Annotated in this window: 29 protein-coding genes and 1 pseudogene; 9 read left to right on the forward strand and 21 right to left on the reverse strand. The window is 66.6% G+C overall.

Annotation, left to right across the window (positions count from 1 at the left end):
• Nucleotides 1-7: 7 nt before the first annotated feature.
• Nucleotides 8-262 (reverse strand): annotated as a pseudogene (locus G539_RS27590) (hypothetical protein); the annotation flags it as partial.
• Between the two features lie 426 nt (nucleotides 263-688).
• On the opposite strand from G539_RS27590, the gene G539_RS26740 reads away from it, so the two are divergent.
• The 3 genes from G539_RS26740 to G539_RS0113035 all read left to right on the forward strand — a co-directional run bounded on the left by G539_RS26740 (nucleotide 689) and on the right by G539_RS0113035 (nucleotide 3,374).
• The gene (locus G539_RS26740) at nucleotides 689-1,762 is read left to right on the forward strand and encodes a DGQHR domain-containing protein (RefSeq protein WP_084639975.1); all 1,074 of its coding nucleotides are present in this window, start codon (nucleotides 689-691) and stop codon (nucleotides 1,760-1,762) included.
• Nucleotides 1,746-2,549, forward strand: a complete 804-nt coding sequence (locus G539_RS27070) for a hypothetical protein (RefSeq protein WP_156911961.1) — start codon at nucleotides 1,746-1,748, stop codon at nucleotides 2,547-2,549. The genes G539_RS26740 and G539_RS27070 overlap by 17 nt, the downstream gene beginning before the upstream one ends.
• 390 nt (nucleotides 2,550-2,939) lie before the next feature.
• Complete coding sequence (locus G539_RS0113035; protein ID WP_029075592.1) at nucleotides 2,940-3,374, forward strand: lipid-binding SYLF domain-containing protein; 435 nt, start codon at nucleotides 2,940-2,942, stop codon at nucleotides 3,372-3,374.
• Nucleotides 3,375-3,567: 193 nt separating this feature from the next.
• Here the strand turns inward: G539_RS0113035 and G539_RS0113040 are convergent, their stop codons facing one another.
• Nucleotides 3,568-4,011 (reverse strand): CBS domain-containing protein, encoded by a 444-nt coding sequence (locus tag G539_RS0113040; protein ID WP_029075593.1) that lies wholly within the window; start codon nucleotides 4,009-4,011, stop codon nucleotides 3,568-3,570.
• A gap of 120 nt (nucleotides 4,012-4,131) precedes the next feature.
• Nucleotides 4,132-5,046, reverse strand: a complete 915-nt coding sequence (locus G539_RS0113045) for a DMT family transporter (protein WP_029075594.1) — start codon at nucleotides 5,044-5,046, stop codon at nucleotides 4,132-4,134.
• Nucleotides 5,047-5,267: 221 nt separating this feature from the next.
• On the opposite strand from G539_RS0113045, the gene G539_RS0113050 reads away from it, so the two are divergent.
• On the forward strand, nucleotides 5,268-5,843 hold the full coding sequence (locus G539_RS0113050) for a DUF1214 domain-containing protein (RefSeq protein ID WP_029075595.1): 576 nt from the start codon (nucleotides 5,268-5,270) through the stop codon (nucleotides 5,841-5,843).
• On the forward strand, nucleotides 5,840-6,430 hold the full coding sequence (locus G539_RS24685) for a DUF1254 domain-containing protein (protein WP_051231361.1): 591 nt from the start codon (nucleotides 5,840-5,842) through the stop codon (nucleotides 6,428-6,430). Before G539_RS0113050 ends, G539_RS24685 begins: the two co-directional genes overlap by 4 nt.
• A gap of 6 nt (nucleotides 6,431-6,436) precedes the next feature.
• On the opposite strand, the gene G539_RS0113060 is transcribed toward G539_RS24685, so the two are convergent.
• Complete coding sequence (locus G539_RS0113060) at nucleotides 6,437-6,631, reverse strand: hypothetical protein (RefSeq protein WP_029075596.1); 195 nt, start codon at nucleotides 6,629-6,631, stop codon at nucleotides 6,437-6,439.
• 230 nt (nucleotides 6,632-6,861) lie between these two features.
• Here G539_RS0113060 and G539_RS0113065 point away from each other — a divergent pair, with 230 nt between their 5' ends.
• Nucleotides 6,862-8,376: a hypothetical protein gene (locus G539_RS0113065; protein ID WP_156911962.1), complete on the forward strand. Its 1,515-nt coding sequence runs from the start codon at nucleotides 6,862-6,864 to the stop codon at nucleotides 8,374-8,376.
• Nucleotides 8,377-8,448: 72 nt separating this feature from the next.
• Here the strand turns inward: G539_RS0113065 and G539_RS0113070 are convergent, their stop codons facing one another.
• The 4 genes from G539_RS0113070 to G539_RS24695 form a co-directional block, all read right to left on the reverse strand.
• On the reverse strand, nucleotides 8,449-8,790 hold the full coding sequence (locus tag G539_RS0113070) for a DUF1491 family protein (protein WP_029075598.1): 342 nt from the start codon (nucleotides 8,788-8,790) through the stop codon (nucleotides 8,449-8,451).
• 36 nt (nucleotides 8,791-8,826) lie between these two features.
• Nucleotides 8,827-9,633, reverse strand: a complete 807-nt coding sequence (locus tag G539_RS0113075) for a peptidoglycan-binding domain-containing protein (RefSeq protein WP_029075599.1) — start codon at nucleotides 9,631-9,633, stop codon at nucleotides 8,827-8,829.
• Entirely contained in the window at nucleotides 9,626-11,368 is a 1,743-nt protein-coding gene (locus tag G539_RS24690) for a PAS domain-containing sensor histidine kinase (protein WP_051231362.1), read from the reverse strand. The genes G539_RS0113075 and G539_RS24690 overlap by 8 nt, the downstream gene beginning before the upstream one ends.
• Nucleotides 11,369-11,558: 190 nt before the next feature.
• Entirely contained in the window at nucleotides 11,559-13,937 is a 2,379-nt protein-coding gene (locus tag G539_RS24695) for an alginate lyase family protein (protein WP_084639977.1), read from the reverse strand.
• 87 nt (nucleotides 13,938-14,024) lie between these two features.
• On the opposite strand from G539_RS24695, the gene G539_RS24700 reads away from it, so the two are divergent.
• Both G539_RS24700 and G539_RS0113095 read left to right on the forward strand, forming a co-directional pair.
• Nucleotides 14,025-14,396 (forward strand): DUF5330 domain-containing protein, encoded by a 372-nt coding sequence (locus G539_RS24700; RefSeq protein WP_051231363.1) that lies wholly within the window; start codon nucleotides 14,025-14,027, stop codon nucleotides 14,394-14,396.
• Between the two features lie 84 nt (nucleotides 14,397-14,480).
• Complete coding sequence (locus G539_RS0113095; RefSeq protein ID WP_029075600.1) at nucleotides 14,481-14,921, forward strand: SufE family protein; 441 nt, start codon at nucleotides 14,481-14,483, stop codon at nucleotides 14,919-14,921.
• Nucleotides 14,922-14,928: 7 nt separating this feature from the next.
• Here G539_RS0113095 and G539_RS26745 read toward each other — a convergent pair whose 3' ends face one another.
• Both G539_RS26745 and G539_RS24710 read right to left on the reverse strand, forming a co-directional pair.
• Nucleotides 14,929-15,732: a DUF6456 domain-containing protein gene (locus G539_RS26745; protein ID WP_084639979.1), complete on the reverse strand. Its 804-nt coding sequence runs from the start codon at nucleotides 15,730-15,732 to the stop codon at nucleotides 14,929-14,931.
• On the reverse strand, nucleotides 15,729-16,115 hold the full coding sequence (locus G539_RS24710) for a helix-turn-helix domain-containing protein (protein WP_156911963.1): 387 nt from the start codon (nucleotides 16,113-16,115) through the stop codon (nucleotides 15,729-15,731). The genes G539_RS26745 and G539_RS24710 overlap by 4 nt, the downstream gene beginning before the upstream one ends.
• A gap of 194 nt (nucleotides 16,116-16,309) precedes the next feature.
• Between G539_RS24710 and G539_RS24715 the strand changes: the two genes are divergently transcribed.
• Nucleotides 16,310-16,657, forward strand: a complete 348-nt coding sequence (locus tag G539_RS24715) for a DUF6477 family protein (protein ID WP_245576882.1) — start codon at nucleotides 16,310-16,312, stop codon at nucleotides 16,655-16,657.
• A gap of 43 nt (nucleotides 16,658-16,700) precedes the next feature.
• On the opposite strand, the gene G539_RS0113115 is transcribed toward G539_RS24715, so the two are convergent.
• From G539_RS0113115 to G539_RS0113165, 11 genes are all read right to left on the reverse strand, one after another.
• On the reverse strand, nucleotides 16,701-17,117 hold the full coding sequence (locus G539_RS0113115; RefSeq protein WP_029075601.1) for a Ros/MucR family transcriptional regulator: 417 nt from the start codon (nucleotides 17,115-17,117) through the stop codon (nucleotides 16,701-16,703).
• Between the two features lie 269 nt (nucleotides 17,118-17,386).
• Nucleotides 17,387-19,069 carry a proton-conducting transporter transmembrane domain-containing protein gene (locus G539_RS0113120; RefSeq protein ID WP_029075602.1) on the reverse strand — a complete coding sequence of 561 codons (1,683 nt, stop codon included), beginning with the start codon at nucleotides 19,067-19,069 and terminating at the stop codon, nucleotides 17,387-17,389.
• Entirely contained in the window at nucleotides 19,062-19,280 is a 219-nt protein-coding gene (locus tag G539_RS0113125) for a hypothetical protein (RefSeq protein ID WP_029075603.1), read from the reverse strand. The genes G539_RS0113120 and G539_RS0113125 overlap by 8 nt, the downstream gene beginning before the upstream one ends.
• A gap of 1 nt (nucleotide 19,281) precedes the next feature.
• Entirely contained in the window at nucleotides 19,282-20,745 is a 1,464-nt protein-coding gene (locus G539_RS0113130) for a proton-conducting transporter transmembrane domain-containing protein (protein WP_035831324.1), read from the reverse strand.
• On the reverse strand, nucleotides 20,742-22,223 hold the full coding sequence (locus G539_RS0113135) for a monovalent cation/H+ antiporter subunit D family protein (protein WP_029075605.1): 1,482 nt from the start codon (nucleotides 22,221-22,223) through the stop codon (nucleotides 20,742-20,744). The genes G539_RS0113130 and G539_RS0113135 overlap by 4 nt, the downstream gene beginning before the upstream one ends.
• Nucleotides 22,220-22,600 carry a cation:proton antiporter subunit C gene (locus G539_RS0113140; RefSeq protein WP_029075606.1) on the reverse strand — a complete coding sequence of 127 codons (381 nt, stop codon included), beginning with the start codon at nucleotides 22,598-22,600 and terminating at the stop codon, nucleotides 22,220-22,222. Before G539_RS0113140 ends, G539_RS0113135 begins: the two co-directional genes overlap by 4 nt.
• Complete coding sequence (locus tag G539_RS0113145; RefSeq protein WP_029075607.1) at nucleotides 22,597-23,016, reverse strand: Na(+)/H(+) antiporter subunit B; 420 nt, start codon at nucleotides 23,014-23,016, stop codon at nucleotides 22,597-22,599. The genes G539_RS0113140 and G539_RS0113145 overlap by 4 nt, the downstream gene beginning before the upstream one ends.
• Complete coding sequence (locus G539_RS0113150) at nucleotides 23,016-23,555, reverse strand: DUF4040 domain-containing protein (protein ID WP_029075608.1); 540 nt, start codon at nucleotides 23,553-23,555, stop codon at nucleotides 23,016-23,018. The genes G539_RS0113145 and G539_RS0113150 overlap by 1 nt, the downstream gene beginning before the upstream one ends.
• Nucleotides 23,552-23,947 carry a monovalent cation/H(+) antiporter subunit G gene (mnhG, locus tag G539_RS24720; RefSeq protein WP_210162821.1) on the reverse strand — a complete coding sequence of 132 codons (396 nt, stop codon included), beginning with the start codon at nucleotides 23,945-23,947 and terminating at the stop codon, nucleotides 23,552-23,554. The genes G539_RS0113150 and mnhG overlap by 4 nt, the downstream gene beginning before the upstream one ends.
• Complete coding sequence (locus G539_RS0113160; protein ID WP_029075609.1) at nucleotides 23,944-24,222, reverse strand: MrpF/PhaF family protein; 279 nt, start codon at nucleotides 24,220-24,222, stop codon at nucleotides 23,944-23,946. The genes mnhG and G539_RS0113160 overlap by 4 nt, the downstream gene beginning before the upstream one ends.
• Nucleotides 24,219-24,704 carry a Na+/H+ antiporter subunit E gene (locus tag G539_RS0113165; protein WP_029075610.1) on the reverse strand — a complete coding sequence of 162 codons (486 nt, stop codon included), beginning with the start codon at nucleotides 24,702-24,704 and terminating at the stop codon, nucleotides 24,219-24,221. The genes G539_RS0113160 and G539_RS0113165 overlap by 4 nt, the downstream gene beginning before the upstream one ends.
• Nucleotides 24,705-25,203 lie beyond the last annotated feature (499 nt).

Raw genomic sequence — 25,203 nt, forward strand, 5'->3', positions numbered from 1 at the left:
GCGCCAGCCTGAAGCGGACGGCTGCCTCACGCCCTCCCCCCCCGAGCCGCGAGCCGCGAGCCGCGTCCGGGATCGCCGCCCGGTTGACGCCCTGCATGACCAACTCGAGGTTGAAGGAGAGCTTCATCTCGCAGACGACGAGGACGGGCGGATCGCCGTCCCGCACGCCGACCAGGTCGCAGCCATTGACCTCGCCCTTCACGGCATAGCCCGCGCCCTCCATGAAGGCTTTCAGGGGAAGATAAAGATCGGTCTCGGCCATGCGCTTTGTGTGGGTCCCGCGGTGCACGAGAGGGATTTGGCTGAGTTTGGGGGGAAGGCGCGAGGGGGGGCGGCCGCCGTGGCTGCACGGGAAGCAGCTAAGGTACGCGACCGCAGCCTCACTCCGATTTGACAATCAACCTAGAGCTGCCACCACGCCTGCGCCGGATGCCCATAGTCCTCCAGACAAGCAAGACGCCTAGTACACGAGAAGACGCCTGAGCGTGGCACTGCGAATCGGCAATAAATACCGCAAAAGAAGACTCCTCTATCGGAAGGGACGTTTTGATACTGCCGTAGCCGGATCAACCCAAATGAATATTCCTGCACGGCAAGGCCAATTCACCCCCCTTAGAAAATTAATCCCCCATTGGCATCTACATAGATAGCGTCTATTTGGTGTGAGGCAGATTGGGAGATCGATTTGATGGTTAAGAAGAGCGTTGCACGCACAACTCAAACCTACACTACACCATTTCTTGAAACGCACTTTGGTAGCACGCCAGCTTACACGTTCGCGATAAAAGCAAGAGACCTTATAACTCTTCATTACGTAGCAGTAAGAGGGCGAGACGACGAAGAGGGGGCCGTTCAACGTCCTCTAAATGCCAGAAGAATCAACGGAATTCGAACATATATTCTAGACGGCAATACTTTCTTTAACTCGTTTATATTGAATTGGACGGATCAAAATTTTGCACCTTCGTTCTCTGGCAACAAGATAACATTGCCGATAGTTAAATCAGCAGCTCAAGTGATAGATGGCCAACACAGGCTAGCAGGTCTATCACAGGCCATCGACACCCGCGATTCTGTCGGCGATCAAGAGCTTCTTGTAACATTGTGCGTCGGCCTAACTACAAGCAACGCCGCGAAAATATTCCTGAACATCAACACGGAACAAAAGCCTGTTCCCAAGAGCTTGATTTACGATCTTTTTGGCGAGGTTGTCGACGACGAGGCCCATGCAGTCAATCGCTCGACTGATCTCGCACGCGAACTAAATGACGACCCTGACAGTCCGCTGTATAATCAGATTAAGTTTCCTGGCGCTCCCCGAGGTCAGGGCAGTATTGAACTTTCTACGTTTGTATCCGCCTTCAAGGACCACTTCAAACCTGACACGGGCACGTTTTACACGTATAAAATAAGGGATTACGAACGCCAAAAGGCAGCAATCAATAACTTCTTTCAGTCCCTCTATGATTTTTACGACAACAGCGGCCTATGGAACTCCAGCAATAAGAACCCATTTTTGAAAGCTGCCGGCTTCAATGGCGCCGTAGACTTTTTTGTTGAAGTACTCATCAAGCACTGCGCCGAAAAGAGATCGTTTTCCACATCAACCATGAAGCAGTTCATTGGACTCGATCAATCTGGCCTCGTTACATGGGACGAACTGCGGGGAAAAGATGGCAAGACTGCTCGAAAAGCAATCAGAACCCTTCTTGAAAGCAACTCATTGAACGCGCTTCCGGATCACGATGAATACGAGTTCTAGTCGCCATCGCTTCCAGGAGGTTCTGGAGAACCATCTCGGTTGTCCAGAACCCTCACAATTGAAATCCTTCAGGCCTGCTTTTGAGGCACTTATCGTAGACGACAACTTATCGGGAGAGCTATCACATGCTCTAGTACAGGATGCCAGCAGCACTTACTTCAAGGCTGCACTGAGCATGGTAGAAGCGATGGTTTCTATTCATAGAGGCTATCACTCTTGGGCTGTAGTCAAGCTATACTACGCGAGCTTTTATTTGGTTCGACTTGCGTTCGCAGTTCGACGCCACGGCATCTTTCGTTGCGGAACACTTTATACGCTAAATACATCGAGAGGATCAAAGCCCACTAAGCGGCCAGGAAAAGGCGACCATAAGGTCATACTCGATGCCTTTATTAAGGACTACGAGAGCTCCGAAGGAATTCTCTCCAACAAAATAAACAACGAGCACACTTTCAGGTGGCTAATGGACAGGAGAGAAACCGTACACTACAGAGACGCAACCTTCAATGAGCCCGACCTACCTCATTTTGATCGTTCATTATCCAACGGCGAGCTAAGCAAGTGGATATCCATTTACCTTGGCGATTCCAACCTCGTCTATTGCTTTCTTGAGGGTCATGCTTGCTTGGCAGTGCCATTGAAATTTTGCGACCAAATACTGAACGAAGCAGCCAGTGTTGGCTTGATCAATCTGCTCACTCCAGAACAGAAAAATGTTATCCTTTCGTTACTCAACGAGGCGCACGCATCTGACGTTGCAGAGATAAAGTCTCTCTTGCTAAGATAGTTCGCGCAGGAACTGCGGCTTTCGTTCGGGGAACGGATTTCTGTGCCAGCGACCCCTGAAAACTGCAATCTCCATGAAATTGAGCTGTTGTTGCACGCAATACTTGATAATATTTATATTCTGCAATAGATATGATGTATGTTGATGGATAAAATTAAGCCAGTCTATATTCGAAGGCGTGTTCGATGATTTGCGCGAAGCTTCATATTGACATCAATTTCACCATTAGACTGATCTTGATCCTGCATGAATCATAGTTGAGCCTCTGCCCGTCCATCCCCCCATTCAACCCGTGTGCCTGGAACCAAGCACCCGCCAGACTGTTCATGCCTTGATAGGACGCTGACAGGCCCCGCCGCCGGGTAGGCGGTATCAGGAGGAACGCGCATCATGATGACTTCGCCCTCTCTTCGCACCCTCGCGGCCGCCGTCGTCGCTGTCGGGGCGCTTTCCGGCGCCGCGCTGGCCGACAGCGGGACGATCCGCTTCTCGGTCTTCAAGGCCGCCTTCTTCGTCGGCGGCTCGGGGGGCGATGGAACGCTGACCTTCAAGGGGCGCAACTATCCGATCTCGATCGCCGGCGTCTCGGGCGGCCTGGCGTTCGGCGCCTCGAAGACCAATTTCAAGGGCAGGGTCAGCAACATCCGCCGCGCCCAGGACGTCAGCGGCGTCTATGCCGCGGTGGGCGGCGGCGGCGCAGCCATCAAGGGCGCGCAGGTGATCGTCATGACGAACGAGAAAGGCGCCCGGCTCGAACTGACCGGCACGCAGGTCGGCCTGCAGGTCAACGCCGATATCAGCGGCCTCGCGATCACGGTGAAGTAGCCGTCGAACACGCCGCCACGACCGGGCAGCCAAGACACGGCAACCACCCAACGGACCGAACGCACCGTCGGCATTCTGCCCCGTGCAGACAGCCGACGGTTCGTCTTGGCTCGAACGCGGCGCTTGACGCTCGCGACCATGGCCGCGCCTGCGAGCCGGCAAAGCAAGCGGGCGACACCTGGCGAGCCCTCGCCTACCGGTAGCCGAGCCCCATGACATAGTCCCGCAGCAGGCGTTCCTCGATCTCGGTGTCGAGCAGCAGGGTCATGAGGGCGTCGCGGGCGTTGAGGATGCCGATCGGGCGATCGGCCGGGTCGACGATCGGGATGTTTTTCAAGTCGCGCGACTGCATGAGCCGCCAGACGGCATGCAGCTCGTCGTCGAGACGGCAGGTGACGACCTCGGTGCGCGCGACCAGCGCCGCGCCAACCGGCCCTTCCAGCCCCGCCGCCGTGACGAAATGGGCGACGAGATCGGTCTTGGTCAGGATGCCGACCAGCGCCCCGGACGGCGCGCAGACGACGACGATGTCGGTTCCCGCATGCAGCCGGCGCGCCACCTCGATCAGCGGCGCATCCTCCGCCACCGCGACGAGCCGGCCGCGCGCCATGTCCTTCAGTTCATCGACGAAGGCCAATTCGGTTCCCCTTTCGGTGATCCCGTCGCGCCCATCGGGAGGAGCCGCGCCTGGCCCCGCCTCGGTCGAGCATAGGATCGGAACGCCGGCGCGGAAAGTCCCGCGAGGAGGCCGGCGGGCCTACTCCGCCGCGGCCGCGCGCCGCCCCCTCAGCCAGCGCCACGCCCGGCCGTCGATTGCGACGAGGCCGAGGGCGATCAGCGCCATGCCGGCGAAGTGGCGCGGCTCCAGGCGTTCGCCGAGCACCCAGGTGCCGAGCAGGATGGCAGAGACGGGAACGAGGAGGGTCACCAGCGAGGTGTTGGTGGCGCCGGTGCGGCCGAGCAGGCGGAAGAACAGGATGTAGCCGAGCGCGGTCGAGAGCGCCGCGAGGCCGAGGATCGCGCCCCAGACCGGCCAGCTCGGCGCGGCGAGCCGCCAGGGCTGGTCGAAGAGGAGCGCGAGCGGGATCATCATCGTCGTCGCGGCGATCATCTGCCCCGTCGCCGCCGTCATCGGCGCGACGCCGAGGCGCGGCAGCTGGCGGCCGAGCGCGCCGGAAAAGCCGTAGGCGAGGGTCGCGGCGAGGATCGCCAGCGCGCCGAGCCCGTCGCCGCCGAGATCGCGGAAGGCGGCGGGCCCGATCAGAACGCCGACGCCGGCGACGCCGATCGCGATCCCCGCCACCTTGGGCGCCGTCAGCTTCTCGTCGACGGTGAGAAAATGCACGATCAGCGCCGTCCAGAACGGCGTCGTCGCGTTCAGGACGGCCGCGAGGCCGCTGGCGATCTGGGTCTGGCCCCAGACGATCAGCGAGAACGGGATGACGTTGTTGATCAGCCCCATGCCGAAGAGCACGCGCCAGACGCGGCCGCCAGCGGGCAGCGGCCGGCCGCCCATGACGAGCAGCGCGATCAGGATCACGGCCGCGAGCGAGACGCGGAGCGCCACGACAGTGAAGGGCGGCAGCTCGCGGCCGGCGATGGCGACGAAGAAGAACGAGCCGCCCCAGAGGATGGCGAGGGCGACGAGCAGCGCCCAGTCGCCGCCGGACATGGTCTGGCGAATGCCGGTTTGCCGAACGCAGGTGGCGCGGATGCTGGTCGGGGTGGTCTGGCGGAGCGGGATGGTCATGGCGGCGGGCCTCGCGGGATAGCCTGCTCTGCCCGGCTTCGCCGGCGCTGGCAATCCGTTTCTTGCGCCTCGCCTGCCGTCCCCTGCTATCGCCGGGCGTGCGGGCGGGTTATCTTCGCCGCGCTCCCTATCGAGGCTGATCCTTGCGCTTCCTGATCCTTCTCGCCATCGCCATCGCCATCGCCGTCGCAACCGGGCTCGGCTCGGCCGCGCTGATCCTCGACCGCGACCGGCTGTTCGGCGCGGTGACGCGCGGCCAGTGGACGGCCTGGCCCGATTCCGGCAGCCCGGACGCCGATCCCTATACCGAGGCGATGCTGGCGCGCACCGGCGAGGTGCCGCTCGGCGGCGGCGAGGGCCTCGCCTTCGCGGCGGAGGAGGACAGCGGCGGCCAGCGCCTCACGGGAGAATGCCGCTACCGCGTCAACGGGCAGACGCCGCCGGCGCGGCTCTGGACGCTCACCGTGCATGACGGCGACGGCCACCTGATGGAGAACCCGGCTGGCCGCACCGCCTTCCACTCGCGCGAGGTGCTGCGGCGCGAGGACGGCCGCTTCGAGATCGCCGTTTCGCCGACTCCGGAGCCCGGCAACTGGCTGCCGGTCACGACCGACGGGCGGATCCGGCTGATCCTCCGGCTGTACGACACGCCGCTTTCCGGCGGCGCCACGATCGGCGACATCGCCATGCCCGTCATCGAGAGGATGGGCTGCCCATGATCCGCCTGCTGCTCTACATCCTGGGCGGGCTGCTGCTCGGCGGCATCATCCACATCGCGGTGATCCTGCTTCTGCCGGATTTCGCCAATCGCGACGCCTGGACCTCGCTCGGCCGGTTCGGCCCGGACGGCGCCTTCCACGTGCTGCCGATGGCCGAGCCCGGCACCGAGGCGCTGCCCTATCTCGATCCGGAGATGGCCTATGCCGCCTGCCGCTTCTCGCTCGAGGGCGGTCCGATCCGCATCAAGGCGGCGATGCCGGACGATTTCTGGTCGATCGCCGTGTTCAACCGGCGCGGCAGCAACGTCTACAGCCTGAACGACCGCACGGCCGAGCGCAGCGACATCGACCTCGTCATCGCGACACCCGTCCAGATGGCACAATTGCGGGAAAACCCGATCGCGGCGCTCAACCAGTCGATCGTCATCGAGGTGCCGATCACCCGCGGCTTCGCGCTGATCCGCAGCTTCGTCGCCGACCCGACGCTGGTCGGCCGGACGGAAGCGATGCTGCGCGCGGCGAACTGCTCGGCCGAACTGCCGAAGGCCGACGCGCCGCCCGCCGTCGATCCCGACGAGAAGAACTGACCCCGTTCAGGCGCCCCGGCCGGGCTTCGGCGCCTGCGCCACGGTCGGCGCCGGCGGCAAGGGCCGGTCAGGCCGGTCGGGCCTGGTGCGGTCGATTCGCACGCCGGTGAAGATGAGGATCTGGCAGCTGCCCTCCCTGGGGAGCGCGGCGCGCCCTCGCCTGCCGCGCCGGTCTGCCGCATAGGTCAGTATCGTGCCCATGTGACCTCCTTCGAGGTCCGTCCGGCCGGATCGACGCCCCGACTGCCTGGCGGACCTCTCAACCACAATAGCATCATTAACCGACCGGCAAGGTTAACGGAACGCTAACGACTTTCAGTGACACTCATCACAGGCTCGGCGATCGGGGCCGCCAAGGGGACTATGCGATCGCGCGACGGCTCTTCGGGTAACGCGTCATCATGCATCCCTCGTATTTTTCGGATGGTCTCATGGCCATGGCCGTATCGAGCCAGCAAAGCCGCGACGCCGCGTTGCTCCGGGCGACGACCGAACTGTTCGTGCTCGACAAGACGCACGACCAGGCGGAAATCCGTCGCTTCGAAGAACTGGCCGCGCATTTTCTCACCAAGGTCTCGCCCTCCGACCGCGCCTTCGTGGCCGAGCGGCTGGCGCGCCACGAGGATGCCCCGCCGGCGGTTTTGCGCTTGCTGGGCAAGGACTTGACCGAGATCGCCTCGCCGGTGCTGCGCCACGCGGCGCTCTCGTCGTTCGACCTCCTGGCGATCATGGCGGCGAGCGGGCCGGCGCATTGGCGGCTGATCGCGGCGCGGCCGGATCTCGCGCCCGACATCATCCAGGCGCTGCGACTGACCGGTGACGCCGAGACGATCGCGCTGCTGCCGCCGCCGGCCGAGGTCGCCGCGCCGGCGCCGACCCTCGCGATCCCCCGCGCCGCCGAACCCGCCGCCGCGCAGCCGCCCTCCGAACCGCAGGTCGCCACGGCCGAGATCGCCGCCGACGCCGGTCCATCGGTCGATGAGGCGCCGGTTGCGGCCGCGAATCAGTCCGTCGAGCCGAAGGCCGCCGAGCCGCTCTCCGCCTTCGCGGCGGCGCGCGTCCTGACCGCCAGTCTCAGCGCCGAGCTGACGGCGCTCGCCACGGAAAAGCCGGTACCGGAAGGCCTGTCGCGCCGCACCTTCGAGCAACTCGAACAGGCCAAGGCCGCTCCGCCGGCCGAAGCGGCCCCGCCCGCAGCCGTCGAGCAGAAGCCCAAGGCGCCTGCCGTCGAGCAGAAGCCCGAGGCGCCTGCCGTCGCCGCGAAGCCGGTCGTTCCGGTCGCGGCCGAGGCCGTCGAGCCCAAGGCCCCGGCCGCCCCCGCCATCGCTGCGGAAATCGCCACGGCCGCATCGAGCGAGCCCAAGGCAGCGGCGCCCTCCGCGAGCGCTTCGTTCCTCGCGCTTGATCGCGACGCGCGGCTCGCCCTGCTGAAATCCCTCTCGGGCAAGCCGGCGGCGGTGACGCCGAGGCTGACGCCGGCCGCCGTCGACAACGCCTTCCGCGCGGCGCTGAGCCGGGTCCGGCTCAGCATGCTCGCCCGGCAGCGCCAGCGCGACGCCCTGATCGCGACGCTCGCCGAAGGGCTTCGCCTCGACGCCGCCGACGTGAAGGCCTTGCTCGACGACCCGTCCGGCGAGGCGCTGGCGGTGTTGCTGAAGGCGATCGGGCTGGCAGAGGCCGAGATGCAGCAAGTGCTGCTGCTCGCCAATCCGGTGATGAGCGCCGCGGTCGAGACCTTCTTCCGCCTGTCGGAACTCTTCGGCGGTCTGGAAAAGCCCGCGGCAGACCGGCTCGTCGGGCAATGGCGCGGCGAGGAAGCGGCCGAACAGGCGGCAACGCACCAGCCGCATTTCGCCGACGCGCCCCGCAAGGATGCCCGTCCGGCAGCGGGCGAAACGGCGACCGTCGCCGCCTCGGCGGCGCTTCGGAGCAGCCTCGCCGGCTGACATCCCGATTCAATCGGTATCGCCAACCCGTTGGCGATACACGCAGATGGCTATTCTTCCGGCGCCGGGCGCTCAGTCCGGCGCGATGTCCAGGAAGGCGCGACCGCCGCGATCCTCGATCTCGACCACCCAGACGTCGGGATCGAAGCGCATTTCGGAAGCGAGGCGCTGCTGCAGCGCCAGCCGGTCGATCCCCTCGCCCAGTCGGGAGAACAACCGATCCGTCGGCCTTTCGTCGTCGAAGGCGGTCTGCGGCGCGGGTCCATAGAGATCGACCGTGCCGTCGAGCCGGTCGACGACCACGAAGATGGCGCCGGCCTCTTCCGCGCCGCGCCGCACGACGGCGGCGAACGCTCCCTCGACGAAGGCGCGCCGGACATAGGCGGAGACCCAGATTCCGGAGGTCAGGCGCATCGCCGCTCCCGCATCATCGACGTTCCAGGTCCGAGCTCACAATTCGCTCATCGCGCCGATCAGCACCAGCTTGGCGACGACGGCGGCGCCGGCCGTTCCGGTCATCGGCAGGCCGTTGTCGAGCTCGAAGCGGCGAATGGCGTTGGCGGTCTTGCCGCCGCCGCGACCGTCGACCTCGACCGGACCATAGCCGATCTCGTTCAGGGCGGCCTGCACGCGCTTGATCTGCGCGCGGGTCTCGGGATCCTCGATCGAGCCGGTCGAGACCGGGTCGGCGACATTGGCGCGCGGCAGCCCCTTGCGGATCTGGCCGAGGAGGCGTTCGCTCGGCTCTCCGGTCGGGATCAGGCCGATCTTCTTCTCGAAGGCGGAAATCGCCGCCCGCGTCTGCGGGCCCATGACGCCATCGACCGTGCCCGAATAGAGCTTGGCGGCGGCCAGCGCCTGCTGGGTGTTGGCGACGAGATTGCCCTGCCCCACCGGCTTGGTCGCCACCGCGACCGGCAAGGGCGGCGGCGTCTGCGGAAGGCGCAGATCCGTCCGGCCCTTCGGCATCGGCTGCGGCAGCGGCGTCGTGTCGGACGCCAGCTCGGCGGCCGGCGCGGCCTCGGTCGCGCTCGGCCGGGTGGCGAAGAGCGGGTCGGGGTGACGGTGGGTTTGCATGAAGGCGGCGTTGGAGATGATCGCCGCCGTCGCGACCGCGATCAGCAGGATGCCGCCGGACCGACCGGGGTTCTCGATGATCTTGCCGGTCAGCCAGTTGAGCAGGCTCTCATCCGCCTCGACGCGCTGACGCGCGCGGCTGTTGGCGGGGCGCTTGCGTCTTGCCGGAGCCTCACGCACGCCTGCGCTCCCTTTCCCGGAGGACGGGTTCGCCCGTATCGAGTTCCGTCGCGCGCGCGCCCCGGAGCGGCAGGCGCACCGTCGCCGTGGTGCCGCGCCCGGCCTCGCTTTCCAGCGTGAACGTCCCGCCCTGCAGCTCGGTCAGGCCGCGAACCACCGAAAGGCCGAGGCCCGTGCCCTCGTCGCGATCCTGCGCGCCGACCTGGACGAAGGGCTTGCCGATCCTGGGAAGGTCGTTGGCGGCGATGCCGACGCCGGTATCCGCCACGGCCAGCACGAGTTGTTCGCCCTCGCGCCGCGCCACGACGGTCACCGTGCCGCCGGTCGCGGTGAACTTCGCCGCATTCGAGAGCAGGTTGAGCAGGATCTGCCGGCAGGCGCGCCGATCCGCGACCAGCTCGGGCAGGCCGGGTTCGATCTGTCGGACCAGCTTCAGCCCGCGTTCGGCGATCTGCTGCGACATGATCTCGGTGGTGCCGTCGATGACGGAGGCGACCGGGAACGGCGCGGCCGCGACCGAGAAGGTGCCGGCCTCGATCCTGGACATGTCGAGCACGCTGTTGACGACCTGCAGCAGGTGCTCGCCGGACGAATGGATGAGCCGGATATAGTCGCGCTGGCGGGCCATCTCGAACTTGCCGAACAGCTCGCGCTCCAGGAGTTCGGAGAAGCCGATGATCGCGTTAAGCGGCGTGCGCAGTTCATGGCTCACATGCGCGATCATCTGGATCTGCGACTTGCCGGCTTCCGCCACCGAATTGCGCGCCTCGACGATCTCCGTCTGACGCTGCCGCGCCTCGGTGACGTCCCGGGTGACCGCGATGACGCTGCGCGCGCCGGTGCCCGCGTCCAGCGCCACGCGGCACCGCATCTCGACCCAGAGGAAGCCACCGGTCTCGGAGGGACCGCGCAGCCGGAACTCCAGGCTGCGCGCCTCGCCGGTGCGTTCCGTCTCCGAAAGCGTGTGCAGGAAGGCCGGCCGGTCCGCGACGTGGACGCGGTCGAACAGGCCGTGGCCGAAGAGATCGGACGGTGCGCAACCGAGCAGCGCCCGGCCCGAGGGCGAGGCATATTCGACGGCGCCGACGCGGTCGTGGCGGGTGATGAGGTCCGTGCCGTTCTCGGCGAGCACGCGATAGCGCGCCTCGCCGTCACGGGCGGCGCCTTCCGCCTTGCCCTGGACGCGGCCGATGCGCATCGCCAGGCTGGCGCCGTGCAGCAATCCGGCCGCGACGAGGACCGGGGTGAAGCCCGTCGCCATCGCCGGGAGCCCGGCCATCGACACGAGGCCGAGCAGGACCACGACCGCCATCGCGCCGGCGACCGACGCGAGGATGACGCGGCGCGAACCGGACAAGGCGGCCTCGGCAGGCTGGAGTGCCAGCAGGAACAGCGCGGGCGACGCCAGCCCGCCCGTCAGCGCGCCAACCCAGGCGACCAGGCCGGACAGCGCCAGCATCGACATGAGATGCGCCGCCTCGTAGCGGCCCGTCCGCGACAGGAACGCGGCGATCGGCAGCGGCAGGGCCAAAAGCGCGAGCGCCACGGCGGCGCCGATCGAGGGCGCGCCGGAAAGCGCCAGCGAAACGGGAAGCAGCAGGAGAACGCCAAGCCCGACGATCAAATGCGCGGCGATGAAGGCGCTATGGCGGACCGCGGCCAGCGAATCGTCGCCGACCGAAGCATGCACCAGGCCGTCGATAGTGCGCCGCAAGGGCTCGAAGGAAACCGTCATACGCAATACACCGGCGACGCTCGTTCCGGCCGTCCGATCCGCGCGGAAAACACCTCCGCGCCGGCCATCCGGCAATGCCCGCATCATGGCAGGCGGCGCTTAAGGGAACCCTAAGGGGAGCGTTTCGAGCGAGGCGCGGCCCGCCACCCTCCCCTCCGGCGCCGGCATCCGCGCAACGATTGCGCCGGATCTAGCGCAGAAGCTGCCAGTAGGGCGGCAGGCCGCTACGCGGCAGGAAACGGTCCTCGACCGCGACTTCGAGATGCGCCTCGCCGCCCGAATCGCCAAATCGCTCGCGATGGGCAATCCGAAGCGGCAACAACGGCGCCGCGTCGGCCTCCTCTCGCCAATCCTGCGTTTGGTGGGATTCGTCCAGGACGAAATCGAGCCCGCGCTCGATCCCCCTTCCGCTCGCCGTCCTGTAGGTCCAAAGCCCATCGCCAACCGCCTCGGCGAGCCGGGCCGCGAGGGTCCAGGCGACCAGATTGTAGCGGGAATAGTGCTTCGGCCGGGTTCGCTCGATTTCATGCGGCTGGGAACCGTCGACGGCAAAATGATGCGGTATGCGCTCGCGAGCCCGGCGCAGCGTCGTCGCCAACTCAGCGCCGTCGCCCAGGAAGCCGGCGATGGCGAGCACCTGCACGTCGAAGAACGTGCCGTGATTGTTGTGCGCGCTGCAGGCATGCCGGCCCTGCGGGCTGGCGTGCAGCCAGTCCAGATAGGCGCGCAGCCAGTTTCGAAAGGCCTGGCGCTCGGTGCCATCAAGCAGTCCCGCGGTCTCGATGAGACGAACGGCATCGAGGAGCGGAGCAATACAGGCCAGATCGAGCACACCGGAGCCCGAATTCTCGTCGTTGTTGTGCCCCCGCGTGACCTGGGCGAAGCGCAGATGTGGCGCCATACGGGTCTGAGGATCGAGGAACCAGGCACGCACCAGCTCGGCGGCACGCTCGAGATAGCGCCGCTCGCTCAACGCCGAGCCAGCCAGCGCGAGCATGATGACGTCATCGGAGAACGACTGGACGCGATCCCGGTCGAACTGGTCGGCAGCGAAATCCGGCAAGCCGGCGGAGAAAACGTCCTCACCGTCCCGTCTCCGGAAAGGGCGACCGTCCGGCGTGGAGGGATCGGGCCACCAGTAGCGAGCGAGGCTTAGATAGTCGTGCGGATTGCCACTCGGCGCGGGGCGTGGCTTGTCGGTGACGGAATAGGGTCCGCGAAGCAACGCTTCCTCGGCATCGGCCTTCAGCGCGATCGCCAGCGCCGCAGTCGGCACATCGGCGAGCCGCCGGAGCCGCGCGGCGTCATAGAGCGCCAGCGCCTCCGGCCGATAGCGCTCGGCGATGGCCCGTGCATCGAGAGCGTCCAGGGCGATGACGATGCCGGCTGCCCGCGATACATAGCGCATGGTGTCGCTGTTCGTACCTCGTTCGAGTTCGGGGCGGCCCGACTCAAGTCGTCCGACCCACCCTGCGGAGGCAAACTGGCCGGCGTCAGCAGATAGACTTGGTGCCGGCAGGTCCCATGGATCTCGTTCCCAGGAGTTCCAGACTCCGGAGACACCCAATCGCCAGAGCAACTCCACCTTGGGTCGCACCCCATAGGGGAAGGCTTCATCGAACATTTCGGTCGCATCGCGGCGGAAGATGAGCTGCGGTTCATCTTCAGCAGGCGGCAACTCCTGATCACGCAGCAGCATCTCGTTGGTGGATGCTCGTAGCATCGGGACGACAAAGTACTTGAGATAGGCCTGCTCCACGACGGCCTTCCTCAAGGCCCTCCACGCACTGGCTGTCACGAAGCAGTTTCCGTCCCAAGGCAGAATCCACTTCGCGAGGGAACGCCCTTCCCGCAAGGCTACATTGCGCCCGCCGTTGTTGTTCATGACATAGAGATTCTTCACGCGACGCGCATGCACCTCAGCACGTAGTTTGGTGTCATCGCCCAGCCGCGCGAATGCCTCGTCGAGGAAAAACCCTTCTCGTTTGAAGCCGTTCGCTTCCCAGCCGATGCTCCCATACTCCGCTAAATCGAATGGGATGCGAGTGTAGCTTTGGCCGCTCCGCTCGAGAAGATCGATGATACGGGCCTCTTCCTCCGAGTCATAGATCCTGTTCAAAATCCAGCGCTTTTCGCAGTCCTGAAACTGCGGCTCATGGGCCAGAATTAGGCCCAGATTGCTGCGCGTCTGACCTTTGCGGTGGCGGGGCGGCAGGTCATTGCCAAGAATTCGGTAGAGGGCGAAACTATCAGGCTCCGCGGACACCGGCGATGCGAAGTAGGCGGCTTTCAGCGCGTCGAAATCGACCGAGATTGACTGCCTAAGCTGCTCCAAGGAGGCGGCCTTGGATGGCCGCCCTTCCCGACGACGGCGTTGCCAGCGCCGCATCTCCCGCTCGACCTTGTAGAACGGCCTGGCGACCTTCCAGGCCCAACTCGCCTGCAACGCCTCGATCTCGGCCGCGGTCAACTTCTTCGCCATCGATACTCCAATCTGCCCCGCCCGCACGTGGGATCCGATCATGGTTATCGAGATCTTGCGGCGTTCGGTCAAATGCGACGGCGCCATGCAACCTCGCCTTGAGCCGGGGCCGCTAGGATCAACTCGACGGCCAAGACTGCGCCGGAAACGGCCGAACGCGAGAGGAGTGGCTCCATGTTTCTGATCCGGGCGGCATTCTGGTTCTCCGTCGTCGTGCTCCTGATTCCCGGCGACCCGAACGGCGGCACCGAGGCGCCGCGCATCAGCGCCGTCGACGCGATCGTTGCGGCGCAGGGCGCCGTCGCCGACCTCGCCGGCCTGTGCGATCGCCAGCCCGACGTCTGCACGAGCGGCGGCGCGGCGCTGGCCGCCTTCGGCGCCAAGGCGCGCTACAGCGCAGCGTTGCTCTACGGCCTCTTCGAGGGCACAGAGACCGCCCCGCGACTGCCCGGCGTTCCCGCCGGCGGCACGCTGACCCCGGACGACATGGCGCCGCAATGGCGCGCGCCCCGCTCGATCGACGCGCTGATCGAGCGCGACGCCTGAGCCAGGCGCCGTTTTCCTTCGTCGTCGGTTTCTTTCGTCCCGGCGGTTTCATCCGCGCGCCCGAAACGCTATATGCCGGGTACCATGGACACCACAGCCACGCTCGCCCCCATCGACCGGATTCTCGACGATTTCGCCTTTCTCGACGAATGGGACGATCGTTATCGCTACCTGATCGAGCTCGGCCGCGGCCTGGCGCCGCTATCGCCCGAGGCGCACAACGACGCCAACAAGGTGCAGGGCTGCGCCAGCCAGGTCTGGCTGGAAAAATCCCTCCGGCAGGAAGCCGACGGGCCGCATCTCGACTTCAGGGGCGACAGCGACGCGCTGATCGTGCGCGGCCTCGTGGCGATCGTCATCGCCCTGTTCTCGGGCCGGCCGGCGAACGAGATCGTCGAAACGGACGCGGAAGCCGTATTCGAGAAGATCGGCTTGCGCGAGCACCTGACCGCGCAGCGGTCGAACGGCCTGCGTTCCATGGTGACGCGGATCAAGACCGAGGCCGCCGCCGCGGCGGCGGCTTGACCCGCCCTCAGCCCACTTCCGGCCGATAGTCGTCGCTGCCCCAATGGCGCAGGCCGCGTGCGCGGCGATGTCCCTCAGCGGTCGACGACAGTCCGTAGTGGCGCGCCAGCGCCGAAAGCGCCAGCTGCAGCACCAGCTTGGCCGAACGCTTCGGCCAGCCCCGCGCCGTCTCGATTGCCTCGATCCCTTTCAGGAAGCAGCAGAAGTCGACGAGCACACCGGCGAATTCCGGCCCGACCGCCGCGAGCGCCCGCTCGCAGCGCAGGCGAGCCGAGAGCGCCGCCTCCGTCAGCTCCGCCATGCCGCCGGCGCCGCCGCGCCGGCCGCTGGCGACCGCCGCCGACCAGTTCGCCGTCACGCGCGGCATCATCTGGCCGCGCGTGAAATCCGCTCGCAGCCGCTCGCCGGCCTGAAAGGCGGCATCGTCGATCAGGGGCCTGCCGTCGCGCCCCTTGCGGACGCGCAGCCAGGCGAGCGGACTTTCCGCGAGATCGACCGTCACGGCGATGCGCTCGCCATCAAGCTCCGTGGTGGCTGCCGCCCGCGCTTGGTGCTGGCCGGCGAAATCGTCGCCTCCGGCGAGAAGCCGGCGCACCATCGTCCGCCCGGCCGCGGAAAGGCCAAGCGCCCCCGACGAATCCGGCTCGAGAGCCCCCTGCGCCAGAAGCGTCCTGACGTCCACGGCCTCGACGGGAGACTGGGCCGAGGTTCCGGACAGCACGAGGACGTGGCCGCCGGGACGCGACTCCAGGCGCGCGCCCGACGCCGCCAGGCGCCGCGCCAGCCGGCCGGCGCCACGCGACGGCCTCATGACACGCTCCGGGATCGAACGGACGGTTTCACGGCGTCGCGCGCCGCCCGCTCCAGGCAGGCGACGAGCTGGTCGACGCGCGCCTCGTCGCGCCGGTCCTCGATGCGACGGCAGGCATGCGCCGCCGTGGTCCGGTCGCGTCCGAAGAGCCGTCCCGCCTCGGTGAAGCTGAGGCCGAGCGTGGTGTGGGCCAGGTAGAGCGCCAGCTGCCTCGCATGGCTGATCTCGGCCGTGCCCCGGCCCGGCCCGCAGATGGCGCGGGGCGCGACGGAGAGCGCCGCGCCGACCAAGGAAGCCAGCCCCTGGCGGATGCCTTCCTGCTCGTTTCCACGCGGGTCGCGAGACGAGGGTTTCGGGAGCGCCTCCCCGTTCGGCCTGTACATGTCCGACCTCCACATTGATGCGATAGGAATTAAAACCTATGACACCTTAGCGCCGACGGAAACGGGCGGGGATAGATTCTTTTCACGCCCCCAGGCAGCAGCGGCCGGCGCTCTCGAGCGCGGGGACAGAGCGGCTGCGTGTCCCCGCCCACTCCAGCGGCCGGACAATGGCCTCCGAGGCAAAGGAGGCGACCATGACCGAAGCGGAAACGTGCAAGACATTCGAACCGAAGTCCCCGACGGCGATGCGCGGGATCGCCTCCCGGGCGGTGGCCTCGACCATCGCGGCGGGGATCCTCGACTATGACCGCCGGCGCTGCCTGCCCGCGCTGCTGCCGCTGATGCCCGCCGAGGTCGCAGACACCGGCGAGACGATGCGGCGGCGGATCGTCGTGCGTCTCGCCAGGGCGCTCCGTGCCGAACGCCGGCGCGGCCGGGCCGGCCACTGGAGCTACGACATCAACCGCCACATCGCCCTGCTCCAGGCCTATGAGGCCGAGCGCCGGCATCTGCGGGCCCCCGCCGGTCCGCGCCGGCCATAGAAAAAGGGCCCGGCGAATGCCGGGCCCTTTGAAGCATCGTGCGTCAGACGCGGCGCTTGCGCTGCTGGCCGAGGCCCATCTTCTTGGCGAGCTCGGAACGCGCGGCGGCATAGCTCGGGGCGACCATCGGATAGTCGGCCGGCAGGCCCCACTTCTCGCGATATTCTTCCGGCGAAAGATCATAGTGCGTGCGCAGGTGGCGCTTCAGCGACTTGAACTTCTTGCCGTCCTCGAGGCAGACGATAAAGTCCGGGAACACCGACTTCTTCGGGTTCACGGCCGGCTTTAGCGGCTCGGGCTCGGGCTCGACGACGCCGCCATGGGTGCGGTTCAGCGCCTGATAGACTTCGGTGATCAGCCCCGGGAGATCATTGGCCGAAACGGAGTTATTGCTGACGTAAGCGGAGACGATATCAGCCGTCAGATCTATAAGGTCGCTTCCTGCCGTTTTCTCGATCATGGTCTACCCTAACCTCGGTTGTGTCATAGCAATTCTGTAACGAAGAATTTGACAGCTTGCAGCTTCGAATGTGCCAGCGCCGCGGAAATTCACGCGGTGGGCATGCCATTCGGCGCGCTAAATCCGTTACTTCGTGGCACCTATATAAGTCGCATTCCGCAAAGACAAGCACTAAGTCGCCGCATCGAATGCGCCCGGCACATCTTTGTGCTCGCGACGATTCGTCTCGGCCAATCTTCCCCTGTTCACATTTCGCGGCGAAAACCCATTCACAATGCCGCGATCAACACATATGCCGCGATCAAAGTGGTGGCCCAGAACGCGATCTGACCGGTTCGCCAGTTGGCGGCATTGACCAGTTCCGCCGCGAAACGCCGCGAAAACGCCGACAGGCGGGCCCGGACGGGATCTTCCAGCACCGCGAGCGCGGCGCGCCCGGGCCGGGTGAAGCGCGCCCAGGCGGGCAGAACCTTCCGTGGCAGTTCGCGCCACAGCCAGTCGACGTCCAGCGTAGATCCGGCCCGTGGACGAAGTAACGGCAGCACCATGACAAATATGCAACTTGCGGCGACTAGGAGCTGCAACTGGAACAGGACGTGATCCGGCGTCAGGATCGCGACGCCCGAGATCTCGGGCACGAGCGGCACCAGCACCGACGGGAAGCATCCGATCGCGAGAATCGCGCCGCAGAGCAGCGCCATCGCGGCCTTCATCGACCAGGCTGGATCACGCGGCTCCGGTGCCTTGCCGGCAGGACGGAACAGGGCGAACCACGGCAGGCGCAGGCCGACATAGAGGAACGACCCGGCGGAGACCGCCGTCAGCGCGAACCAGAACAGGCCCGCGTGATCCGCCGCCAGCGCGGCCATGATGGCCGACTTGCTGACGAAGCCGGCCGTCAGCGGCACGGCGGCGAGCGAGAAGGCGCCGACCAGCATCGCCGCCGTGACCAGCGGCATCGCGGCCGCCAGCCCGCCGAGCGCGGAAAGGCGGGTCTCGCCGGTCGCCTTCAGGATCGCTCCGGCCGCCATCATCAGGAGCGCCTTGTAGAGGATGTGGGCGAAGGCGTGCAGCGCCGCGGCAGCGAGCGCCAGCTCCGATCCGAGACCGACCGCGACCAGCATGAAGCCGACCTGGCCGACGATCGAATAGGACAGCAGCCGGCGGATGTCGTCCTCGAGAAGCGCGTAGACCATGCCGTAGACGGCCATGGCGAGGCCGAACCACAGGAGCGCCGGCTCGCCGGGGAACAGGCGGATCAGCACCAGCACGGCGGCCTTGGTGGTGAAGGCCGACAGGAAGACGGTGCCCGACCACGACGCCTTCGGATAGGCGTCGGCGACCCAGGCCGAGAGCGGCGGTGCGCCGGCGTTGACGAGGATGCCGGCCAGCATCAGCCAGCGGCCGAGGCTATCGGCGCGAACCGCCTGCAACGCGACGCTGCCCGAAGCCGAGACCTCGGCGGCGATGCCGGCGAAGAGCAGGATGCCGCCGAGCACGTGGATCAACGCATAGCGCAGACCGGCGCGGGTATCGCCGTTCGACCAGATCACCACCGTCGACCCGATCGCCATGACTTCCCAGAAGACGAACAGGCTCGCGAGATCACCGGCGAAGGCGATGCCTTGCGCCGCGCCGGCATAGATGAGGGCTGCCGCCTTCTCGGCGACGTTCTCCTGGGACTGGCCGTAGAGCGCCCCGGCGAGCGCGGCGATGCCGAAAGCCGTGCCGAAGATGCGCGCCAACTGGTCGGGGGCGAGCGGCACCAGCCCGAGGCCGAGCCAGTCGACGACCAGCCCCGGCCCGAGCGGCAGAAGCCAGACCAACGCCAGCGCCGCGACCGGCGCGGCCAGGAAGAGCGCGTTGCGCAACCAGCCCCGCACGAGCGGCAGCAGCAGACCGGCGACGATCAGGACAAGAGCCGGCGACAGCGGCCCGAAGCTCTCAGTCATCCGCCCGCTCCTCCGTCCGCCGCAGGAGCAGTCCCCAGCCCTGCGCCAGGACGACCGCGAGGGCGGCGCCAACCAGCCCGAACCAGGCGGCGAAACCGGGCGTGCCGTCGATCCAGAAGCTGCCGTGATCCTCGACGAAGAAGTCGGCGACCACCAGCAGGGCCAGCACGACGAGAAGGGCCATCAGGGCGAGGCGGCGGGATCGTTCCATCTCAACCTCCCACGATCATCGAAGCGAGTCGGTAGGGAACGCCCGGCAGCAGGAAAAGCAGGACCGTCCCGGCGGCCGTCGCGGTCAGCGCGATCACCATCGGCAACGGCGCCTCCTTGCGCGGCCCGTTCGCCGGCCGCAGGAAGGCGCGGATCAGGATCGGCAGGAAATAGGCGGCATTCAGCACGGTCGAGAGCGCAATGGCCGCCACCGCGACCCAGTCGGTCGCCCCCGTCGCGGCATCGAGGATGAACCATTTGCCGAGGAATCCCGCCGCCGGCGGCAGGCCGATCATCGAGAGCGCGCCGATGGCGAAGGCACCCATCGTCCACGGCATGCGACGGCCGATGCCGTCCATCTCGCTGACCTTGGTGACGTGCTCGGCCGTGTAGACGGCGCCCGCGCCGAAGAAGAGGGTGATCTTCGAGACCGCATGCGCCGCGATGTGCAGCGCCGCGCCGAGAACCGCCACCGGCGAGGCGAGCGCCGCCGCGAGCACGACATAGGAGAGCTGGCCGACCGTCGAATAGGCGAGCCGGCGCTTCAGGTCGTCGGCGCGGAGCGCGACGAACGAGGCGGCGACGATGGTGAAGCCGGCGGCATAGACCAGCCACTGGCTGGCGCCCGATTGCGCCAGCGTCTCGATGCCGAACACCGAGACGACCACCTTCAGGATGGTGAAGACGCCCGCCTTGACGACGGCGACGGCATGCAGCAGCGCCGAAACCGGCGTCGGCGCCACCATCGCCGCCGGCAGCCAGCGATGCAGCGGCATCACGGCCGCCTTGGCGGCGCCGAAGACGAACATGGCGAGCAACAGCGCCAGCGCGACGGGACCGAGCTTGTCGCCAAGGATGCCACCGGTGCGGAAATCGAGCGTGCCCGCGATCATGCCGGTCCAGACGATCGCCGGCAGCAGCAGCACCATCGAGGCGCCGATCAGCGTCAGGAGATAGACGCGGCCCGCCCGCATCGCCGTCGGGCTGCGCTTGTGGGTGACGAGCGGATAGGTGGAGAGCGACAGCAATTCGTAGAAGACGAAGAGCGTGAAGAGATTGCCGGAGAAGGCCAGGCCCATCGTGGCGAAGATAGCGATGGCGAAACAGGCGTAGAACGGCGTCTGGCGCGGCTCGTCATTGCCGCGCATGTAGCCGATCGAATAGAGCGAGTTGACGATCCAGAGCGTCGAGGCGACGGCGGCGAACAGCATGCCGAGCGGATCGATCCGGAGCGCCAGCTCGAGGCCGGGCGCGACCGAGGCGAGGTGCAGCTCGGGTCGCGCGCCGGCGAGCACGCGCGCCAGCAGCGCCATCACCGTCGCGAACAGCAGCCCCGCGCCGAGAAGCGTGGCCGTCTCGCGAAGATTCGGCCAGCGGCCGAGCAGCGCGATCGCCAGCGTCGCCAGTGCCGGCAGCGCCAGCGAAAGCGCGAGCAGCTGCGGATCGCCGAAACCGGGAGCCGTCATGGCGCACCTCCGAGCAGCACGCGCGCGGCGGAAGCGGCGAGCCCAACCGGCCATTCGGCGTCGATGCCGAACCAGATCGTGGCGCCGGCGAGGATCCACATCGGCAGGAGCAACTCGAGCGGCGCCTCGCGGCATTCGCGCGCGACAGCGGCCGGCTCGCGGAACCAGACCACCTCGACGATGCGGCCGACATAGAGCACGGCGAGCAGCGAACTGGCGACGATGAGGATGGCGAGCCAGCCGAGCCCCGCCTCCAGCGCGCCGAGGATCAGGTAGTATTTCGAGACGAAGCCGCTGGTGCCGGGCACGCCGATCAGCGCCAGACCGGCGATGGTCAGCGCGGCCACCGTCCAGGGCATGGTGCGGCCGATGCCGGACAAATCGTCCAGCCTGGCCGTGCCGGCGCGATAGACGACGGCGCCGATCGCCATGAAGGCGGCGCCCTTCATCAGAGCATGGTTGAAGAGATGCAGCAGGCCGCCGGTCAGGCCCGTCTGGTTGGCGAGCGCCAGGCCGAGCGTGATGTAGCCGATCTGGCCGACCGACGAGAGCGCGAGGATGCGCTTGACGTCGTTCTGGAAGATCGCGGCCGCCGACGGGATGAACATCGCCGCCACCGACAGCCCGATCAGGATCGCGCTGATCGGGATCGCGCCGACATCGATATCGCCGCCGAAGACGGTGAAGAGGTAGCGCGCGAGCAGATAGACCGCCACCTTGGTCGCCGTCGACGCCAGCAGCACGGTCGCGGCCGAGGGAGCATAGGCGTAGGCGTTGGGAAGCCAGGCATGCAGCGGGAACAGGGCGAGCTTCAACGCGATGCCGACGACGATGAACGCCTCGGCGACCGTCAGCGCGCGCGACCCCTGCAGGCTCGCCAGCCGCTCGACGATCAGGCCGATGTTGAGCGTGCCGGTCGACAGGTAGATCAGGCCGACGCCGATGACATAGAGGGTGGCGCCGATCGTGCCGACGATCAGGTACTGGTAGGCCGCCACCAGCGCCCGGCGATCCCGCCCCAGCGCGATCAGCGTGTAGGTCGCCAGCGACGAGACCTCGAGAAACACGAAGGCGTTGAACGCGTCGCCCGTCGCCGCGATGCCGAGCAGGCCGGCGACGCAGAGCAGCAGCATCGTGTAGAACCAGGCGACGCGCTCGGCGCTGATCTCGGCCAGGACGCTGCGGCGCGCATAGATCATCGTCAGGAAGGCGATGGCGCTGACCAGCACGACGATGAAGGCGCTGACGGCGTCGATGCGGTATTCGATGCCGAGCTCCGGCGCCCAGCCGCCGATGCGATAGGAGATCAGGCCCTCCGCCTGCACCCGCCAGAGCAGCGCGAAGGCGACCGCCATGGTCGCGGCGGAGGCGAGCAGCGCCACCAGCCAGGCCACGAAGCCGTGCCGCGACAGCGCCGCGAGCACGGCGCCGAGCAGCGGAACGATGATCAGCAGGACAGGTAGATGCGAGGCGATCATGCGGATTTCCGGCCCCGGCCGGGCTTCGAACCGTCCGACCGCATGTCCCCGGCGATCTCGTCTTCCTCGATCGTGCCGAAGGCTTCCTTGATGCGGACCACGAGCGTCAGGCCGAGGGCGAGCGTGGCGACGCCAACGACGATGGCGGTCAGGATCAGGACGTGCGGCAGCGGATTGGCATAGACGGAATAACCGGCACCGAGGATCGGCGCGGTGCCGCCGATCAGCTTTCCGGGCAGGATATAGAGCAGGTAGACGGAACTCTGGAACATCGACAGGCCGATCAGCTTCTTGACCATGTTGCCGCGCGCGATGACGATGTAGAGGCCCGCGACCATCAGGAGGATCGTGGCAGACTGGCTGAAATGCGCGGTCACGAGCGCCCCCGTCCGGCAAAGGCATAGAAGATCGCGACCATGGTCGAGGAGACCGTGACGAACACGCCGATCTCGACCAGGAAGACGCCCCATTCCTGGCCATGCACGGCGTCATGGGCGAGATGGTCGTAATCGAGGAAATTGTCGCCGAGGAAGAAGCTGGCGATGCCGACGGCCATGTAGATCAGGACGCCGCCGGGGATCATCACCTCGAGCAGCCCCATCGGCACCAGGCGCTGCACGGGCGCGAGCCCGACGATCAGCCCGTACAGGATGACGGCCGCCGCCGCGATCACGCCGGCCTGAAAGCCGCCGCCGGGACCGTAGTCGCCATGGAACTGGACGTAGAGCGCGAACAGAAGCAGCGGCGCCAGGATGAACTTGGTCGCGACGCGCAGGACGATATCGAACCGCATCAGCTGCCCTCCTTGCCGTTCCGGCGCCGGCGCAGCAGCACCAGCACGCCGATGCCGGCCGTGAAGACCACCGTCGTCTCGCCCAGCGTGTCGAAGCCGCGATAGCTCGCCAGGACCGAGGTGACGACGTTGGGAATGCCGGTATCGGTCATCGACCGCGCCAGATAATCGGCCCCCTGCTGATGGATCGGCTGGTTGGGCGAGCCGAATTCCGGCAGGTCGCTCAGCCCCCAGACCAGCGCGCCGGCCGTCACCAGCGCCACGACGAGCGGCATGAACTGACCGTGCACGGGCGGCGCCTCGACGGTGTCGGTCAGATAAAGGGCGCCGAGGAAGAACACGGTCGAGACGCCCGCGCCGACGGCCGCTTCGGTCATCGCGACATCGACCGCGTCGAGCACGATGAACAGCGTCGCCATCAGGAAGCTGTAGATGCCGAGCAGGACGACGGCGGCGAACAGGCCGCGCACGCGGACAATGCCGATCGTCACGGCCCCGAGCATGAGCAGGATGACGATCGTGACGCTCGTTTCGATCACGGCTTGCCTCCGCCCGACGTCGCCGCCCGCGCCGCGCTCTTCTTGCGGGGTTTGTGACCCTCCGCCTTGCCGCCGCCGGCCTGCTTTCCGGCCAGGATCGGCTTGACGCCGGCCTTGAGCGCCGCGGCGGCGAGCGCATGCGAGGCCACCGGCCCCATGAAGAGCAGGAAGGCGAGCAGGAACAGGAGCTTGACCGTCACCAGCGTGAAGCCGCCGAGGACCACCATGCCGATCAGCATCAGGCTGACGCCGAGCGTGTCGCCGACGGAGGCGGCATGCATGCGGGTGAAGAGATCCGGCATGCGGTTCATGCCGATCGCGCCGGCGAGCAGGAAGAAGGCGCCGGCGAACAGGAACGCCCCCGCGACGATCTGGGGCACGATGTCCATCATGACTTGTCCGCCTCCGCCTCGGCGCCCAGCGAACCGAGCCGGAAGAACTTCAGCACGGCGAAGATGCCGACATAGTTGAGAAGCGCATAGGTGAGCCCGAGATCGAGGAATTCGGGCCGGTCGGTCAGGAAACCGAACAGCGCCAGCACCAGGATCGCGCCATTGCCGATCGAGTTGGCGGCGAGCAGCCGGTCGAAGGTCGTCGGCCCGCGCAACGCCCGGACGAGAACCAGCGCCATGGCGGCCAGGACTGCGAACAAGGCCGCCGCGATCATGCGTCCCTCCCCTCGAAACGGGCGACGCGACGGTCCATCTCGCCGGCCTCGACGTCGTCGGCGCCGGCCTTCGTCAGCGAATGGACCAGGAACCGGTCGTGCTCGCGGTCGATCGCGACCGTGATCGTGCCGGGCGTCAGCGTGATCGAGTTGGCATAGGTCGCGACACCGACGGGCGTGCGCGCCGTCACCTTGGCGTGGAACAGCTGCGGCGAGATCGGCAGCTTCGGATCCAGGATGATGCGGGTGACGCCGATCGCCGACTTGACGATCTCGACCGCAAGCCACGGCCAGTAGCGCAGGCCGGCGAGCAGGCGATCGCTTGGATGCCCCTCCTCGTCGACGAAACCGAAGCGAAGACCAAGAAGCGCCAGAGCCACCGAGACAACCGCCCCCGCCGTCACCAGCCAGACTGTGTAGTGCCCCGACAGCAACAGCCAGAATGCGAACAGGAAGAGGGCGACGCTGGCGGTACGCAGCATGTATTCGACTCCTCCTCTTGCGGACATCTTGAAAACGGAATGCGCGATTCGATGGTGCGGTCGAGATAAAGCACGATGTGCCGGCCAACCCAAGACAAACCGGACGGAAAATCGCACGACTGCGACAAGGCGTTCACCCGCGATTGTGAATTCGCCACAAGGGCCTATCTAGGGTCCGTACTGCATTGGAAACGAGGCAGCGCTTGATGGAAACCGATGCAGTTCCAGGAGATGGCGGTGACGTTGGGCTTCACCCAACGAGCCGACGGCGACGCCGAAATGCGTCGGTTTCCGTCAAGCCCTTCGGGTTGGGCGAAAATCGTGCGCCGGTGCGTCGCCGATCCGCGCCGATGCTTCACCCAACGAGCCGACGGCGACGCCGAAATGCGTCGGTTTCCGTCAAGCCCTTCGGGTTGGGCGAAAATCGTGCGCCGGTGCGTCGCCGATCCGCGCCGATGGACAGCCATCGGCTATGGTCGGCTCCTGCCCGCGCGCGATT

The organism is Kaistia adipata DSM 17808 (assembly GCF_000423225.1).
Taxonomy (GTDB): domain Bacteria; phylum Pseudomonadota; class Alphaproteobacteria; order Rhizobiales; family Kaistiaceae; genus Kaistia; species Kaistia adipata.

Bases quoted from the DNA above. Each gene is read 5' to 3' on its own strand.
- mnhG (WP_210162821.1), bottom strand. From the start codon at position 23,947: ATGATGGACATCGTGCCCCAGATCGTCGCGGGGGCGTTCCTGTTCGCC.
- G539_RS0113045 (WP_029075594.1), bottom strand. From the start codon at position 5,046: ATGTCCGGCGGCGACTGGGCGCTGCTCGTCGCCCTCGCCATCCTCTGG.
- G539_RS0113145 (WP_029075607.1), bottom strand. From the start codon at position 23,016: ATGCGGTTCGATATCGTCCTGCGCGTCGCGACCAAGTTCATCCTGGCG.
- G539_RS26740 (WP_084639975.1), top strand. From the start codon at position 689: ATGGTTAAGAAGAGCGTTGCACGCACAACTCAAACCTACACTACACCA.
- G539_RS24685 (WP_051231361.1), top strand. From the start codon at position 5,840: ATGATCCGCCTGCTGCTCTACATCCTGGGCGGGCTGCTGCTCGGCGGC.
- G539_RS0113120 (WP_029075602.1), bottom strand. From the start codon at position 19,069: ATGACTGAGAGCTTCGGGCCGCTGTCGCCGGCTCTTGTCCTGATCGTC.
- G539_RS0113065 (WP_156911962.1), top strand. From the start codon at position 6,862: ATGGCCATGGCCGTATCGAGCCAGCAAAGCCGCGACGCCGCGTTGCTC.
- G539_RS0113165 (WP_029075610.1), bottom strand. From the start codon at position 24,704: ATGCTGCGTACCGCCAGCGTCGCCCTCTTCCTGTTCGCATTCTGGCTG.
- G539_RS0113135 (WP_029075605.1), bottom strand. From the start codon at position 22,223: ATGATCGCCTCGCATCTACCTGTCCTGCTGATCATCGTTCCGCTGCTC.
- G539_RS0113070 (WP_029075598.1), bottom strand. From the start codon at position 8,790: ATGCGCCTGACCTCCGGAATCTGGGTCTCCGCCTATGTCCGGCGCGCC.
- G539_RS24710 (WP_156911963.1), bottom strand. From the start codon at position 16,115: ATGTACAGGCCGAACGGGGAGGCGCTCCCGAAACCCTCGTCTCGCGAC.
- G539_RS0113125 (WP_029075603.1), bottom strand. From the start codon at position 19,280: ATGGAACGATCCCGCCGCCTCGCCCTGATGGCCCTTCTCGTCGTGCTG.
- G539_RS0113130 (WP_035831324.1), bottom strand. From the start codon at position 20,745: ATGACGGCTCCCGGTTTCGGCGATCCGCAGCTGCTCGCGCTTTCGCTG.
- G539_RS0113035 (WP_029075592.1), top strand. From the start codon at position 2,940: ATGATGACTTCGCCCTCTCTTCGCACCCTCGCGGCCGCCGTCGTCGCT.
- G539_RS24715 (WP_245576882.1), top strand. From the start codon at position 16,310: ATGACCGAAGCGGAAACGTGCAAGACATTCGAACCGAAGTCCCCGACG.
- G539_RS0113095 (WP_029075600.1), top strand. From the start codon at position 14,481: ATGGACACCACAGCCACGCTCGCCCCCATCGACCGGATTCTCGACGAT.
- G539_RS27070 (WP_156911961.1), top strand. From the start codon at position 1,746: ATGAATACGAGTTCTAGTCGCCATCGCTTCCAGGAGGTTCTGGAGAAC.
- G539_RS24690 (WP_051231362.1), bottom strand. From the start codon at position 11,368: ATGACGGTTTCCTTCGAGCCCTTGCGGCGCACTATCGACGGCCTGGTG.
- G539_RS24695 (WP_084639977.1), bottom strand. From the start codon at position 13,937: ATGGCGCCGTCGCATTTGACCGAACGCCGCAAGATCTCGATAACCATG.
- G539_RS0113115 (WP_029075601.1), bottom strand. From the start codon at position 17,117: ATGATCGAGAAAACGGCAGGAAGCGACCTTATAGATCTGACGGCTGAT.
- G539_RS0113060 (WP_029075596.1), bottom strand. From the start codon at position 6,631: ATGGGCACGATACTGACCTATGCGGCAGACCGGCGCGGCAGGCGAGGG.
- G539_RS24700 (WP_051231363.1), top strand. From the start codon at position 14,025: ATGTTTCTGATCCGGGCGGCATTCTGGTTCTCCGTCGTCGTGCTCCTG.
- G539_RS0113160 (WP_029075609.1), bottom strand. From the start codon at position 24,222: ATGATCGCGGCGGCCTTGTTCGCAGTCCTGGCCGCCATGGCGCTGGTT.
- G539_RS26745 (WP_084639979.1), bottom strand. From the start codon at position 15,732: ATGAGGCCGTCGCGTGGCGCCGGCCGGCTGGCGCGGCGCCTGGCGGCG.